This is a genomic window from Fischerella muscicola PCC 7414, assembly GCF_000317205.1.
GTDB lineage: Bacteria > Cyanobacteriota > Cyanobacteriia > Cyanobacteriales > Nostocaceae > Fischerella > Fischerella muscicola.
Genome location: NZ_AJLK01000198.1, coordinates 1 through 14,480, shown reverse-complemented (window position 1 = coordinate 14,480; position 14,480 = coordinate 1). Strand labels below are relative to the sequence as shown.

At 44.9% G+C, this 14,480-nt stretch carries 15 protein-coding genes and 3 pseudogenes; 14 read left to right on the top strand and 4 right to left on the bottom strand.

Going from position 1 to position 14,480, the window contains the following annotated elements:
• Positions 1 to 111 precede the first annotated feature (111 nt).
• Positions 112 to 690, top strand: a complete 579-nt coding sequence (locus UYI_RS0130275; RefSeq protein WP_016870433.1) for a DUF3611 family protein — start codon at positions 112 to 114, stop codon at positions 688 to 690.
• A 50-nt stretch (positions 691 to 740) separates the two neighbouring features.
• Complete coding sequence (locus tag UYI_RS0130270) at positions 741 to 1,151, top strand: nuclear transport factor 2 family protein (RefSeq protein WP_016870432.1); 411 nt, start codon at positions 741 to 743, stop codon at positions 1,149 to 1,151.
• A 106-nt stretch (positions 1,152 to 1,257) separates the two neighbouring features.
• Here UYI_RS0130270 and UYI_RS0130265 read toward each other — a convergent pair whose 3' ends face one another.
• The 3 genes from UYI_RS0130265 to UYI_RS0130255 form a co-directional block, all read right to left on the bottom strand.
• A complete protein-coding gene (locus tag UYI_RS0130265; protein WP_016870431.1) occupies positions 1,258 to 2,805 on the bottom strand; it encodes a mercuric reductase in 1,548 nt (515 codons plus the stop codon).
• 168 nt (positions 2,806 to 2,973) lie between these two features.
• The gene (locus tag UYI_RS0130260) at positions 2,974 to 3,738 is read right to left on the bottom strand and encodes a TVP38/TMEM64 family protein (protein WP_016870430.1); all 765 of its coding nucleotides are present in this window, start codon (positions 3,736 to 3,738) and stop codon (positions 2,974 to 2,976) included.
• A gap of 138 nt (positions 3,739 to 3,876) precedes the next feature.
• Positions 3,877 to 4,584, bottom strand: a complete 708-nt coding sequence (locus UYI_RS0130255; RefSeq protein ID WP_016870429.1) for a TVP38/TMEM64 family protein — start codon at positions 4,582 to 4,584, stop codon at positions 3,877 to 3,879.
• A 165-nt stretch (positions 4,585 to 4,749) separates the two neighbouring features.
• On the opposite strand from UYI_RS0130255, the gene UYI_RS37400 reads away from it, so the two are divergent.
• Positions 4,750 to 4,926 (top strand): hypothetical protein, encoded by a 177-nt coding sequence (locus UYI_RS37400; RefSeq protein ID WP_016870428.1) that lies wholly within the window; start codon positions 4,750 to 4,752, stop codon positions 4,924 to 4,926.
• Here UYI_RS37400 and UYI_RS0130245 read toward each other — a convergent pair.
• Entirely contained in the window at positions 4,923 to 5,672 is a 750-nt protein-coding gene (locus UYI_RS0130245; protein ID WP_016870427.1) for a TIGR04283 family arsenosugar biosynthesis glycosyltransferase, read from the bottom strand. The genes UYI_RS37400 and UYI_RS0130245 overlap by 4 nt on opposite strands.
• Positions 5,673 to 6,136: 464 nt before the next feature.
• Between UYI_RS0130245 and UYI_RS0130240 the strand changes: the two genes are divergently transcribed.
• The 11 genes and pseudogenes from UYI_RS0130240 to UYI_RS39390 all read left to right on the top strand — a co-directional run.
• Positions 6,137 to 6,655: a pentapeptide repeat-containing protein gene (locus UYI_RS0130240; RefSeq protein ID WP_016870426.1), complete on the top strand. Its 519-nt coding sequence runs from the start codon at positions 6,137 to 6,139 to the stop codon at positions 6,653 to 6,655.
• 317 nt (positions 6,656 to 6,972) lie between these two features.
• Positions 6,973 to 7,215 carry a helix-turn-helix domain-containing protein gene (locus UYI_RS0130235; protein WP_016870425.1) on the top strand — a complete coding sequence of 81 codons (243 nt, stop codon included), beginning with the start codon at positions 6,973 to 6,975 and terminating at the stop codon, positions 7,213 to 7,215.
• Positions 7,216 to 7,341: 126 nt separating this feature from the next.
• Positions 7,342 to 8,013 carry a response regulator gene (locus UYI_RS39395; RefSeq protein ID WP_026086268.1) on the top strand — a complete coding sequence of 224 codons (672 nt, stop codon included), beginning with the start codon at positions 7,342 to 7,344 and terminating at the stop codon, positions 8,011 to 8,013.
• Positions 7,997 to 9,385, top strand: a pseudogene (locus UYI_RS33755) (hybrid sensor histidine kinase/response regulator); the annotation flags it as partial. The gene UYI_RS39395 and the pseudogene UYI_RS33755, both read left to right, overlap by 17 nt.
• Positions 9,386 to 9,391: 6 nt before the next feature.
• Positions 9,392 to 9,529: pseudogene (locus tag UYI_RS35440) on the top strand (zinc ribbon domain-containing protein); the annotation flags it as partial.
• A gap of 136 nt (positions 9,530 to 9,665) precedes the next feature.
• A pseudogene (locus UYI_RS37390) lies at positions 9,666 to 9,803 on the top strand (RNA-guided endonuclease TnpB family protein); the annotation flags it as partial.
• A gap of 20 nt (positions 9,804 to 9,823) precedes the next feature.
• On the top strand, positions 9,824 to 9,952 hold the full coding sequence (locus UYI_RS39905; RefSeq protein WP_258003604.1) for a hypothetical protein: 129 nt from the start codon (positions 9,824 to 9,826) through the stop codon (positions 9,950 to 9,952).
• A gap of 37 nt (positions 9,953 to 9,989) precedes the next feature.
• Positions 9,990 to 11,225 carry an LL-diaminopimelate aminotransferase gene (locus UYI_RS0130220; RefSeq protein WP_016870423.1) on the top strand — a complete coding sequence of 412 codons (1,236 nt, stop codon included), beginning with the start codon at positions 9,990 to 9,992 and terminating at the stop codon, positions 11,223 to 11,225.
• 152 nt (positions 11,226 to 11,377) lie between these two features.
• Entirely contained in the window at positions 11,378 to 11,611 is a 234-nt protein-coding gene (locus UYI_RS33750) for a hypothetical protein (RefSeq protein ID WP_016870422.1), read from the top strand.
• A gap of 259 nt (positions 11,612 to 11,870) precedes the next feature.
• The gene (locus tag UYI_RS33745; protein ID WP_016870421.1) at positions 11,871 to 14,114 is read left to right on the top strand and encodes a PAS domain S-box protein; all 2,244 of its coding nucleotides are present in this window, start codon (positions 11,871 to 11,873) and stop codon (positions 14,112 to 14,114) included.
• The coding region (locus UYI_RS39390; protein WP_235148046.1) for a GAF domain-containing protein at positions 14,087 to 14,480 on the top strand (394 nt) is incomplete at its 3' end. The genes UYI_RS33745 and UYI_RS39390, both read left to right, overlap by 28 nt.

Below are 14,480 nucleotides of genomic sequence, written 5' to 3'. Positions count from 1 at the left end.
CTTAGTAAGGAGAGGGGTGTCCGATAGGACGGGGTGAGGTGCAATCAATCGCCAATGAGCCAAGAAATTTATTTTTTGCTATAAGTTGTCTATAGTGGCTGAGGATAAACCATGTTAAATAAGTTAGACTCCCACTCCTCCTTACCAAACATCCAGGAAATTGCCACAAATTTTCGTCTCATAGGTTGGATTAACTTCGGTCTACAGCTAAGCCTTCTCGTAGTTTCAGGATTAATTGTATTATTTGCGATCGCAGATCCTAATTTCAATCTCAAGGCTCAAGATCCCATGTCTTGGTTAGGTTTATTTTGTGCAGTCGGTGGACTGTTGATATTGGGGATCAGTCTTTATTGGGATTGGAGATATACTCGCATTGGCAAAGAGTTACACTCAGCAAATCCTGCATTACACCCCAAAAAAGCAGATGTCATTCGTCTCCTCTGGCAGGGATTGACTTTAAATGGTGTTGGCATGATATTAACTCTATTTGGTGTTGAGGCGATCGTTGGTACTCTTGTAGCCAGATCCCTGACTCAAGTTGAAGGATTAGCAATCTACAACGCGAGTCAATTGATTGAACCACTCGATATGTTTGTGGTACAAGCAAATATTAATACTATCGTGGCTCAATTTGTGGGCATAATATCTTCGGCTTGGCTAATTAGTCGGATTAGCTATCATCAGCATTAAGTTGATTAGAATGTGCTTGATTTTTGTCTGCCTCAATCAGAGGAATACACATGAGAACACCAAAGCAAGTCATTAGTGCTTTTGTAGACGCTTTAAACACTCATGACGCAGATGCAGCGGCTGCACTTTATCACGAAGATGCTGTGAATATCCAGATGGCGATTGGGACTCCTCTTGAGGGTAAAAGTGCTATTCATGCAGATTTAATCAACTTTTTCCGTTCAACGCCAGACACTTATACCCATATTGAGAACTTATTTGAGGATGGAGATTGGGCTATCCTTGAATGGTCTGGTGGCGGCACATTTATTGGGAATGAGGCAGAATCAAGCGCACCAGGTAGAAAGTATACATTAAGAGGCTGTGGCTTCTTTCATGTTGTCGATGGTAAAATCCGTTTTCAGCGTGGCTACTGGGACAAACTTACATGGTTCAAGCAAGTTGGACTTCCAATAGACTAAGACACAAGCCCCTATTTTCAACATAGTCAATCACAGGAAAATCCCACAAACCTTGCCATAAAAACTTTTTCCCCAATCCCCAATCCCCAATTTCCAATCCCTATTTTCAAGAGAACTTTGTCAACAATCCCAAAAAGCGTTTTGTTTTTGGCGTCAACAAAGTTCGGCGATAAGCATCCGCCGCTTTCTTAATTCCTTCTGCTTGTGTTGGGTAAGGATGAATCACACTACTCATCTTACTCAAACCAATTTTATGCACAATTGCCGTGGTGACTTCTGAAATCATCTCACCTGCGTGACGGGCGACAATGGTTGCACCAAGAATTTGATCTGATCCTTTTTTGTGGAGGATTTTGACAAAGCCATCTTCTTCACCATCTGCGATCGCTCGATCTACACTACTAAAAGGTATCTTGATTGTATTTACATCAATACCTTTTTCCTGGGCTTGTTGTTCATACATCCCCACATGGGCGATTTCTGGATCTGTGTATGTTACCCAAGGCATTACTAAATTACTGAGTTTATAACGTCCCAAACCAAAAGGAGAGAATAAAGTATTTTTAATAACTATTCGCGCCGCCGCATCCGCAGCATGGGTAAATTTCCAATTCATGCAGATATCACCAGCAGCATAAATCCTGGGGTTGGTGGTTTGTAAGTAATCATTCACCATCACGCCTCGTTGCTGATCATATTCCACCCCCACAGTCTCTAAATTCAAACCTTCCACATTGGGGACACGTCCTGCACCTGCTAAAATTTCATCAACTGTGACAGAATCTTCTCGACCATTGCAGCTAAAATAAAGTTTCTTGCCCTCAATGGTTTTTTCTACTCGCTGCATTTGGCAATTTAAGACCAAACGAATCCCTTCTTGAATAAAGACATTTTGGACAATTTCGGCAGCATCAGCATCTTCTTTATTGAGGATGTGGGAACCGCGATGGAAAAGCACCACCTCACAACCCAAGCGCCGGAATGCTTGCGCCAATTCGCAACCGATAGGCCCGCCACCAATGACAGCTAAACGTTGTGGTCGTTGGGTGAGAGAAAAAACTGTCTCGTTAGTTAAATAGCCTGCTTCTTCTATTCCTGGGATGGCAAGACGCGCCGCCCTTGCACCAGTGGCAATTACAGCTTTTTTGAAGTGGAGAGTTTTGTCATCAACTACTACAGTGTTGTTGCTGGCAAAGCTAGCGTTACCCAAAAATACATCAACCCCTAGCTTTTGAAAACGTTCCGCCGAGTCGTGATGGCTAATACCAGCGCGCAGCTTTCGCATTCTTTCCATAACTGCGGGAAAATCCACATCAATGTGTCGCGGGATGTTCACTCCAAAGTCTCTAGCATTCCACATTTCACCCACAACCCGCGCCGATCTAATCATGCATTTTGATGGTACACAACCAACGTTTAAGCAATCTCCACCCATGAGATGCTTTTCAATTAATGCTACTTTCAAACCCAAACCCAAACCCGCCGCACCCGCTGCTACTACCAACCCCGCTGTACCTGCACCAATTACTACCAAGTCATAACAATCAGCTGGTCTGGGATTAAGCCAGTCGGGAGGATGTACGTAGGCTACTAGTCTTTGATTATACTCATCTACTGGGCGGACTATGACTTTTTGAAATTCAGAATTAGACATTGCTATAACCTCTTTTTTATATTGTTGGTCAAGAGTCAATTGTCAATATGTCATTTGTCATTTGTCATTGGTCACTATTTATTCTCCCCATCTCCCCATCTCCCCACCGCCCCTAATCCCCACTCCCTGTCGGTCGCGGGGACCGGTGAGTTCCCCATCTCCCATCTCCTACAAAACCTCCTCAAGGGCTTTTTTGGCTATCCGAGTGACATAAACTGTGACTGCAACTGTGGCAATAAAACCTATGATCCGAATTGCCCATTGTAGGGTGGGGTTGGTTGGTTGAGTTTGTGTACCAATCATGGCAAGATTTCCAGCTAGGGAACCGATGTAAACATACATAATTGTTCCTGGGATCATGCCTACAGAACCTATAAAGTAGTCTTTGAGGGAAACGTCGGTAACACCAAAGGCATAATTTAATAAGTTAAAAGGAAATATGGGAGAAAGTCGGGTGAGGAGAACTATTTTGAGTCCTTCTCTACCAACGGCGCGATCGATCGCGGCGAATTTTTTGTTATCTGCGATTTTCTTGGCTACCCAGCCTCTTGCTAAGTAGCGTCCCACTAGGAAAGCGGCGGTTGCGCCTAAAGTTGCACCAATAAAGACGTAGATGGAACCCCAAACTACACCAAAGACGACGCCAGCGCCTAAGGTGAGGATCGAACCTGGTAAAAAAGCAACTGTAGCAATGATATAGAGGATGATAAATGCGATCGCTCCTACTGTACCTAAGCTGTCAATCCACTGCAAAGCATTTCGCAACCATTCTTGAGGATTGAAACCTGGTGTATTTGCAGTTTGCTGTGCTGATGCAAGGTCTGCGTTGAAACAGAATATCAAGGTAAAGGTAAGTATGGTTAAGAAACTTAGTTTTAAGAAGTTATGGGATTGTTTGGATTCAGCTTGATGTTTTAATATTTTATTTTTCATGAGTGATGAATTTAAGTTTTAATTTAGTAATTGGGTGAAGAATTATCTTTGAAAAAACGAACACAGATAAACACAGATGAACACAGATGAATACAGATTTTTGATGTTTGTATTATGGATGTTATAATTTTTTTACTTTTAGTTACTATCTACGCTTTCTTGAAGAGCTTTTTGGGCAATTCTAGTTACATAAATAGTTACAACAACTGTGGCAATTAGTCCGATTATTTGTATTAACCATTTCCCAATTTCAGTTTCTGGGGTAGTTGGCTGATGATGAGTGCTAATCATTGCTAAGTCGGTAGCAAGAGAACCGATATAAACATACATGACAGTACCTGGAATCATGCCAATGGAACCTAAGATATAATCTTTCAGTGAAACTTGGGTGATTCCAAAAGCATAGTTTAACAAGTTAAATGGAAAAATGGGAGACAAGCGAGTCAAAAATACTATTTTGAATCCTTGTTTGGCAACTGCCTGATCAATCGCTTTAAATTTTGGATGCTTTTCTAACTGGCGGCAAACCCAATCTCGCGTTAAATAACGCCCAATGATGAATGCAAAAGTGGCTCCGATAGTTGCAGCAATTAATACATAAATAGAACCCCAAACTACACCAAATAGACAACCTCCTTTCAGTGTAAGCAGGGAGCCGGGTATAAAAAGTAATGTTGCTATGTTATAGATGATAATAAACGCGATCGCTCCCCATGAACCAAGACTCTCGATCCAGATGATTGATCTGTGCAACCATCCCTGAATGTTTAAATGCTTGGCAGCAATGATTAAGCTGACAGCCAGACAAAATAACAACACTAGTTTGAGTTTGGGTTTTCTATGCATATTGGGATTGGGGATCGGGGACAAGGGAGTGTGGGGAGGTGGGGAACTCACCGGCCCCCGCGACCGACAGGGAGTGGGGATTAGGGGCGGTGGGGATTAGGGGCGGTGGGGAGATGGGGGTGTGAGGGGTGTGAGGGGTGTGGGGAGTAATGTAGAGACCGCTGTTTGAAGCGTCTGGGAGTATGGGGAGACAAGGAAGAAATTACCTGTTCCCTGTTAAGAGTTAAGAGTTCCCTCTTACCAACAAACAACAACCAACAACCAACAAACAACAACCAACAAACAACAACCAACAACCAACAACCAACAACCAACAACCAACAACCAACAACCAACCCTTAAAACCTTTTAAATTTTTCCTGACGATACCAACTGCGAATTCGCTGGGGGGAGATTCCGAGAAAATAAGCGATGATTACTATTTGATTCATTAATGTTGTTTGCCAAATCCCTTTTTTGAGCCAGCGACGTGCTGAGGTAATAATTGGTACAGGTATAATTGTGATTTTGCCCAAGCTTCTTAAACGTCGCATGATTTCAAAATCCTCCATGATGGGTAATTCTGGAAAGCCACCAACATGATTAAATATTTTTCTAGTTAAAAATATTGCTTGATCACCGTAAGGCATTTGTAAAAAACGCGATCGCACATTTACCCCCCATTCTACTACTCGCAAACTTGGTAATTCCGCACCGATTCGCAAGGCAAATGCACCAGCGACGACTCCAGGCTGTGCTAATGCTTCGCGAACCATGACATCAAACCCGAGTGGTAAGCAGGTATCGGCATGGAGAAACAGCAAAATCTCACCGTTAGCAATGGCAGCACCGACATTCATCTGCTTGGCACGTCCCGTAGCAGCCAAGATAACTTTGACGCCAAATGACTCAGCTATGGTCACCGTTTCATCTTGGGAGCCGCCATCAACTACAATAATTTCGACATGAGTACTGGGTTGAGTACTAGCTAAGGCGGCTTTGATGTTCTTCGCTTCATTCAGAGTCGGAATAATAATCGAGATTGTGGCACTAGCAATATTTTGAGTAATAATTTCTGGCAATTGATGTGTTTCTCCAAACTTTGTCATTTTTTTAGAGATTATCTGACAAATAGGAAAAGCTGTAATATCATACTCGCTTGAATACTTATACTGTCGCGTGGACTGGTAATTGGTAATCGGTAATGGGAAAAACCAATAACCAACAGCAAAGCATAATATTGTAAGCAATTAGTCGAACTTGATATAACCCCTTTCCATCTAATGCAAGATGTTCTGACCAAATAAATTAGTATAACCTTGCCTAAAATCTTTAGCGGAGGAATCGCAAAACTACTAAATTGTTGGCGTTGCACAACATAGGGATAAAGTTCAAAAAACCCGCCTGCGATTCAAATCGCAGTCTCATTGCTAAAGTCTGCTTCAGCAGACTTATTTGATTTATTTGAGTTGTATAAAGATGACTTTAGCTCATAACTGCCCTCTGCCCTCAGCATAGCTGCCTTTCTTCGTTAAAGTTTTGTATTAGTGATCATGTAATTGGGGAACTATCTATGAAGCGTAAATTTCCAGCTTGGTTACAGTCTATTTTGTATGTTTTGCTTTTTATTGGTTTGAGTAGCTGGCTGTTAATCTTAGATACCCCTGCCGTCTTAGCACAGGAAAACACTGTGAATTATACACTTTCTGACTTACGATATCGAGACTTTGCTCATCAAGATTTACACGGAACATCTTTTGCAGGTGCAGAAATGCAGGGAGCAAACTTTCAGGGAGCAAATCTCAGTGGAACTATTATCACAAAAGGGTCATTTCTGCAAGCAGATTTAAGTAATGCTAATCTTGCAGAAGCATTTGCCGATCGCGTCATCTTTAATAAAGCCAATTTAACCAATGCCATTTTCACCGATGCAATGCTTGCTAGTAGTCGCTTTTTTGACGCAGAAATTACAGGAGCAGATTTTTCTGGTGCAATTATTGATCCTTACCAAGTGAAATTGATGTGCGATCGCGCTGATGGCATCAATCCAGTAACAGGTGTGTCAACTCGCGAAAGTTTAGGATGTCGCTGAAATCTAATACTGTGTCACACAAACGCAAGCCGGGGAAAACAACTTAGACAAATCGATTAAACCTCCTTCTTTGTGTCTTTGTGTCTTGGTGGTTCATTCTTTTGCCTCTCACAATTAATGCGATGAACCACCAGGACTCCTCATCAGATTGTCCATTTAGCAGTGCCAACCCCCGCAGACATTTTTTGGCAGCGCCAACATTTCTGCTTCTTTAGGTAGAGGTCATAACAACAAGTCCATATGATATATATTTCAACAGCAACTATCGCATATGCTATAGTCAAACCTTGTTATAGCTATCAAAGGTATCCACGTTCATGCCTGCAATCGAAAAAACAGAGTTTGTAGAGTTAATCCGTGAGACAAGAGCGCGCCTTGAACTCTCACAGGTGAAGTTTGCTGCTAAACTGGGAGTTTCGTTCCATAGCGTTAATCGATGGGAGAACGGACGGACAAAGCCTTTACCATTGGCGTTGAAACAAATTGAAGCTCTACTGCACTCCTTGGGCGATCGCGGTGAAGACTTACTAGCTAAGTACTTTTCATCTGGGGGGAGTTGAGATTGTGCCCCCTGATGTCAAGATCAAGGTTTCTGAAGATTTCCATCCAAACCTAACAATCGATTGGCTGATAGGCAACCAGACGTCCTACTTTTCGTTAACTAAATTCCAGCAGGAGAAACAATAATGGTACTACGATTTCTCTTGCTCGAAGACAACTCACTGGATGCAGATGCCATTCAAGCCACGCTTATAGGTGGCGGCATCGACTGTAAACTGCTGCGGGTGGACACTCGTGCTGACTTTATTTCGGCACTATTAAGCAATGAGTTTGACCTAATTCTGGCAGACTATGCACTAGCAGGGTTTGATGGCATTTCTGCTCTAGAAATTGCTTGCCATCTGCGTCCTGATGTGCCATTTATTTTCATTTCTGGCAGTTTGGGTGAGGAATTGGCGATCGAAGCGCTCAAACGGGGAGCCACAGATTATGTGCTAAAGCAACGGCTAGGACGGCTAGTGCCATCTGTCAGGCGAGCATTGCAGGAAACCCAAGAACGCCAGGAACGCAAACGGGCCGAACTGATGCTAGTCGAGCAAAAGCGACTGCTAGAGTTAATAGCTTTAGGACGCCCGCTCTCCGAATGCCTTGCAGCCACGTGTGCTTCAGTGTCTCGGCTTCATCGGGGTACACGCGCCTGCTTCCTGCTAGCTGATGCTCAACGGGCGAAGTTTAACAAGTTCATCACCCCAGATTTTCCACCATCGCTTGGGCAAGGACTCAAGGATGCCCCGATTAATGATCTCTGCATTGGTACATGCGGTGAGGCAGTCTATCGTGGTCAGCCGACCCGATGACGTGGAGCGAATTGATCAACAGTGGACGGAATCGGTGCAAAACGGCATTCCCTACGAAGCAGAATACCGACTGCTACGGGCAGATGGAACATATCGTTGGCAGCTGGTGCGAGCTATGCCCTTCAAGGATGAGCAGGGTCGAGTCATCCAGTGGTTTGGAGTCTCAACAGACATTCACGACAAACAAGAACTGGAGAAACAGCGAGCGCGTCTTTTGCAACAAGAACAAGCGGCACGGGAAGAAGCCGAACGAGCAAACCGGATCAAAGATGAATTTCTGGCGGTGTTATCCCACGAATTGCGATCGCCCCTTAACCCCATCCTGGGTTGGGCAAAGCTTATGCAAAGCCAGAAGCTCACCCCCCAAAAAACAGCGCAAGCTTTGGCAACGATCGAGCGCAATGCCAAACTGCAAGCCCAATTGATTGATGATCTCCTCGATGTCTTCCGGATTCTGCGCGGCAAGATGGTACTGAATATTTGTCCGGTCAATTTGGTAACAACCATTGAAGCCGCGATCAAAACCGTGCGTTTAGCCGCCCAAGCCAAAAGTATTCAAATTCAAACCAGACTCAATCCCCATGTGGGAACTGTAGCCGGTGATTCTGCCCGCCTCCAGCAAATTATCTGGAACCTGCTCACAAATGCAGTCAAGTTTACGCCCCAGGGCGGGCGAGTAGAAGTGAGGCTTGAGCGCGTAGATAATTTTGCTCAAATCCAGGTACAAGATACAGGCAAAGGCATCAGTCCTGATTTTTTACCCTACGTGTTTGACTATTTTCGCCAGGAAGATGGGGCAACCACCCGCAAATTTGGGGGATTGGGGTTAGGGCTGGCGATCGTCCGGTATCTGACCGAGCAACACGGCGGCACGATCCAAGCTGACAGTCCTGGGTTAGGGCAGGGCGCAACTTTCACTCTTCGCCTACCACTGCCAACCGTGATCTCACAAACAGCCCAGGAGGATTCTTCTGGGACTGAAACTCTGGATCTGGGCCAGTTAAAAATTCTGGTTGTGGATGATGAAGCAGATATGCGCGAACTGATGGTAACGGTTCTGGAAGCCTATGGAGCAAAGGTGAGTGTAGCTGCATCCGCGACTGAAGCTCTGAAAATTTTGCAGCAAACCCAGCCAGATATATTAATCAGTGATATTGGGATGCCGGAGATCGATGGTTATATGCTAATGCGGCAGGTGAGAAGCTTACCCCCGCAACAGGGAGGACAAATTAAAGCGATCACACTCACAGCCTACGCTGGGGAGTTCGATCAGCAACAAGCCCTATCCGTAGGGTTTCAGAAGCATATTCCTAAGCCTGTAGAACCAGAGACATTGCTGCAAGCGATCGCCTCCTTAGTCAATTCGTCATAGCGAATTAAAACAAGACTGGCAAAAAGTATTAATGATGCTGGTTGGAGTCAGTTTGTAACTATACTTTCAAACAAAGCCGAAAATGCTGGTTTGAAAGTAATAGCTGTAAACCCAAACGGTACAAGCCAAGAATGTTCTAGCTGTGGTCACAGTTTTCTCCTCTTAAAAATGGGGAACCCTCGCAAAGCCGCTTAGGCGGCTTTGCCACCACCAAGGGTAAATCACAGGGCTTGCTCAATATATAAAAAGGGTTCCCCATTTTTAAGTTCATTGAATCGAAGGTCACAAAGTTAAAAAGCCTCTATCTCAAAGAATGCACAATTGTCCTGTATGCCATGCAAGTTTGTGCAGGCATTTAAATGCGGCTATAAACATAAACAACCGTGGGGCGCACGGTCTTAAAGCTCAATTAATGTCCTCAAACAGGAGTCACGCTCGTTGCCCGCGCTGTATGCTTTGCATCAGCGTCGGGTACGTCACTTCAACAAGTTGGAGTTTAAGCAAAACCAACTGCAAACCGCTAAACTGGCGATCGCAACTCAACCAAGATATCGCACATGGCAGTAAGCTGGTTTATTTAGAGCATTGATCAAAATTTCCCACTATGGCAACGATTAACGACAACTACCTGAAGCTGAAAGCTGGTTATCTGTTTCCTGAAATTGCGCGCCGTGTCAACGCTTTCGCAGAAGCTAACCCAGATGCCAAAATTATCCGGTTGGGTATTGGTGATGTCACCGAACCATTGCCAGAAGCTTGCCGCACTGCGATGATTAAAGCTGTAGAAGAAATGGGCGATCGCGCCACTTTCAAAGGCTATGGCCCGGAACAAGGTTACCCTTGGCTACGAGAAAAAATCGCGAAACACGATTTCCAAGCGCGGGGATGCGAAATTGATGCATCGGAAATATTTATATCTGATGGATCTAAGTGTGACACAGGAAATATTCTGGAAATCTTCGGCAAAAACAATACTATTGCCGTCACCGACCCGGTATATCCCGTATATGTAGATACGAATGTCATGGCAGGAAATACAGGGAATGCTAACGATAAAGGTGAGTTTGAGGGTTTAGTTTATCTGCCAATCACAGCAGAAAATAACTTCACCGCCACCATCCCCTCAGAGAAAGTCGATTTAATTTACCTCTGCTTCCCCAATAACCCCACTGGCGCAGTTGCTTCTAAAGAACATCTCCAAGCTTGGGTAGACTATGCGAGGGCGAATGGCTCGATAATTTTCTTTGATGCTGCTTACGAAGCCTATATTACCGATCCAGAAATTCCCCACTCTATCTATGAAATTGAGGGAGCAAGAGATTGTGTGATCGAATTTCGTTCTTTTTCCAAAAATGCTGGATTTACTGGTACGCGGTGTGCATTGACTGTTGTACCCAAGAACCTCACAGCCAAAGCTGCTGATGGTTCCGATGTGGAACTTTGGAAACTCTGGAACCGCCGCCAGTCTACTAAATTTAATGGCGTGTCCTACATTGTACAACGGGGAGCTGAGGCAGTTTATTCCCAACAGGGACAAGCACAAACCAAAGCCCTGATTAGTTTTTACCTGGAAAATGCTAAAATTATTCGCGAACAACTAACAGCGGCAGGCTTAGCGGTCTACGGAGGCGTAAATGCACCTTACGTCTGGGTGAAAACACCCAATAGCCTTTCTAGTTGGGACTTCTTTGACAAATTGCTGCATAGTTGCAACGTTGTGGGTACACCAGGATCTGGCTTTGGTGCAGCAGGTGAAGGTTATTTCCGAATTTCCGCGTTTAACAGTCGGGAGAATGTGGAAGAGGCGATGAACCGGATTACAACCCGATTTTCTGCATAACTGCCCCTATCTAATTTTACAAAAACCATTTCGCTAAGGACACGGGAAACTCATGCCAGTGTCTTTGCGTCTGGGATCAGAAATATCCGTTACCCTCACGTAGGAAACTGCGGATATTTTTGATCTACCTGTGTAACTAGGCATCATGAAGTGTGTACACTCAATGGAACAGTTACCTATTTGCACTTACACAAGCTCTTTATGGTCGCTCACCGCAAGCATGGTGGGTAAAAGTGCCAGGAGTGAACTTTGAATTAGGCGAAAGTCTATCACCTGTTGCAGAACAGGGAATAGAAATAGCACTGCAAAAAATCAACCATTTGCTCAACACTATCAGTAAAGAACAGTATAAGTATTCAAGCGAACATGATATAATCCAGATGTAGCTTACACTATTTTGTCTCTAAACTTGTTCAAACTTTCGTACTGAAAGAGGCAATTGTGCTTAAACAACCAAAAGTAAGCCATTTGATTGCGTATCCGCAGGTGAGACACTGCAAGTATTCATGCAATCAATCCCAGACATTTTACTCAGCAATATAGGGATGATACGGCAGGTGCGATCGCTGGTCCAGGGACTCTCAAACCCTATAATAATTCCCGTTGCATTTCCAGCCTTCTACTCGCCCCTACTCCTCCAAGTTCATGACTGAATCTTCCCCTCAACCGATCACAACAACTGCCCCTTTACCTGCAAATGAGGTAGAACGCTTAGAGGCACTGCGGCGATACAACATTCTCGACACCCCACCAGAAGCTGCTTTTGATCGCATCACCTCCTTGGCAGCACGTTTATTTGATGTGCCGATCACCTTAGTTTCCCTAATAGATGAATCGAGAGGCTGGTTTAAATCTTCCTATGGCTTTGATATACGCGAAGTGCAGCGAGATGCTACTATTTGCAGCTTTGCGCTGTTATCTAACGAGGTATTAGTCATTCCCGACACCAGGCAAGATCATCGCCTCGCCTGTAATCCCTTTGTACAAAATGAACCGGGTCTGCGGTTCTATGCCGGCGCACCATTGCTCACCCAAGATGGCTTTAACCTGGGAACCCTTTGTTTGTTAGATACGAAACCCCGTGATGCCTTAAGCGACGAGCAAAAAGCCGTCCTCGCGGATCTCGCCGCAATGGTAATGGATGAATTAGAGCTACGACTGGCAGCCCGGAAAATTGCTCAAATCGATCCAGCGTTGCTAGAAGTGAGTGGGGGCGTTGCTAATGTGACAGGTGAAGCATTTTTCTCGGCTTTGGTGCAACATTTGAGTAAAGTGTTGGGGGTTGATTATACCTACATTGGTTTAGTCGAGGGAGATCACCAACAAGCAATTCAAACGATCGCTACCTGCGCCAAGGGGCAGATCATCGACAACTTTGCCTACCTGTTGCAAAATACCCCCTGCCAAGAAGTACTCCAACAGCGAAAATTGTGTTGCTATCCCCAGCGAGTCCAAGCTTTGTTTCCTAACGCACCGCTGTTAGAACCTCTAAATATAGAAAGTTATGTCGCGGTTCCGTTTTTTAACTCAACGGGTGTACCCCTCGGCTTACTGGGTGTAATGGATGGCAAGGCTTTGACAAATGTTCAGCTTGCAGAATCCCTATTGACAATTTTTGCTCTCCGCATTGCCACCGAACTAGAACGACAGCAAACAGAAGCAGCACGGCAACAAGCCCAGTATGAGTTAGAGCGATTAGTTGAACAACGAACGGCTGAATTATCCCAAGCAAACGAATTACTCCAGTTGGAAATTGCCGAAAGGCAGCAAGCCGAAGCAGCGCTGCAAAAAGAACAGGAGTTACTCAGAGTGCTGCTTGATAATGTCCAAGCAGGAATCGTTGCTTGTAACGCCGAGGGGATTTTGACTTTATTTAATCGCGCAGCACGAGAATTTCACGGCTTGCCCGAACAACCACTACCACCCGAACAGTGGGCAGAACACTATGACCTGTATTTGCCTGATGGCAAAATGCGAATGTCCAAAAACGATATTCCCCTATTTCGAGCGTTACAGGGACAGACGGTTGAGAATATTGAAATGGTGATTGCGCCCAAACAGGGAAAGGCGAGGATACTACTTGCTAGTGGACAGGCGATCGCTGATAGCCAGGGCAAAAAACAGGGCGCAGTCGTCGTCATGCACGACATCACCGAACGCAAACAAGCCGAAGCAGAACTACTAATCTCAGATGTTGCCTTGCAGCAAATGCCCGATGCCATTTTGTTGATTGATTTGGAAGGGAAGATTCAACGCTGGCTGGGCAATGCTGAGCAAATCTTTGGCTATACAGCAAAAGAGGCGATCAAAAGACCCGTTAATTTTCTCCATCACCCGGATATCAAAGCGACGATGACGGCTGAAATTATTCAGTCTATTCAGACAACAGGAAAGTTTTGTGGTGAAATTCCCTGTCTGCGAAAAGATGGCTCGGCAGTGCCAATTGAGACAACAGCCAAAACCGTGTATGACACAGCTGGGAATCCTATCTTTTTTATAAGTATCAACAAAGACATTACGGAGCGCAAACGCTCAGAAGCTGAACGCGCCCAATTGATGCGGCAGCAAATTCAAGAGCAAACTGCGCGTCTCAAAGCAGAAGCTGACCAGCGGCGAGCGGCATTTCTGGCAGAAGTCAGTACAGCACTAGCATCTTCATTGGATTATGAATGTACTCTGGCAACTGTGGCAAATCTGGTAGTGCCGTTCTTTGCCGACTGGTGCGCGATCGACCTGCTGCAAGACAATCAATCCATTCATCGGGTTGCAGTAGCTGACCGCGACCCAACGAAAGTGGAATTGGGCTGGGAAATTCATCGGCAATATCCTAGACAATCGACGACACGGAAGGAGTGCCGAAGGTGCTGCGAACTGGAAAAAGCGAAATAGCGGCTGAAATTCCAGATGATGCATTAGTGATGGTGGCTCAAGACGCTGAACATCTGCGAATCTTGCGCGAACTGGGCTTAAAGTCTGGTATAATATCGCCGTTAATTGCTCGCGGACAGATTTTAGGAGCAATTTCCTTTGTCACGGCTGAATCTGATCGCCGTTATAACCAGGCAGATATAGACTTGGCAGAAGACATAGCCCATCGAGCTGCGATCGCCATTGATAATGCCCGCCTCTACCAAGAAGCACAGCAGTCACAACAAGCCGCAGAGCAATCTGCCGAGCGCATTGCCCGCCTTCAGTCTGTAACGGCTGCTTTTTCCGAATCACTAACTCCTCTACAAGTAGCGGATGTGATTGCAA

What these genes read in the sequence shown, in the direction of transcription:
- UYI_RS0130275 (WP_016870433.1), top strand. Translation starts at nt 112, where the DNA reads ATGTTAAATAAGTTAGACTCCCACTCCTCCTTACCAAACATCCAGGAA.
- UYI_RS0130270 (WP_016870432.1), top strand. Translation starts at nt 741, where the DNA reads ATGAGAACACCAAAGCAAGTCATTAGTGCTTTTGTAGACGCTTTAAAC.
- UYI_RS0130265 (WP_016870431.1), bottom strand. Translation starts at nt 2,805, where the DNA reads ATGTCTAATTCTGAATTTCAAAAAGTCATAGTCCGCCCAGTAGATGAG.
- UYI_RS0130260 (WP_016870430.1), bottom strand. Translation starts at nt 3,738, where the DNA reads ATGAAAAATAAAATATTAAAACATCAAGCTGAATCCAAACAATCCCAT.
- UYI_RS0130255 (WP_016870429.1), bottom strand. Translation starts at nt 4,584, where the DNA reads ATGCATAGAAAACCCAAACTCAAACTAGTGTTGTTATTTTGTCTGGCT.
- UYI_RS0130245 (WP_016870427.1), bottom strand. Translation starts at nt 5,672, where the DNA reads ATGACAAAGTTTGGAGAAACACATCAATTGCCAGAAATTATTACTCAA.
- UYI_RS0130240 (WP_016870426.1), top strand. Translation starts at nt 6,137, where the DNA reads ATGAAGCGTAAATTTCCAGCTTGGTTACAGTCTATTTTGTATGTTTTG.
- UYI_RS0130235 (WP_016870425.1), top strand. Translation starts at nt 6,973, where the DNA reads ATGCCTGCAATCGAAAAAACAGAGTTTGTAGAGTTAATCCGTGAGACA.
- UYI_RS39395 (WP_026086268.1), top strand. Translation starts at nt 7,342, where the DNA reads ATGGTACTACGATTTCTCTTGCTCGAAGACAACTCACTGGATGCAGAT.
- UYI_RS0130220 (WP_016870423.1), top strand. Translation starts at nt 9,990, where the DNA reads ATGGCAACGATTAACGACAACTACCTGAAGCTGAAAGCTGGTTATCTG.
- UYI_RS33745 (WP_016870421.1), top strand. Translation starts at nt 11,871, where the DNA reads ATGACTGAATCTTCCCCTCAACCGATCACAACAACTGCCCCTTTACCT.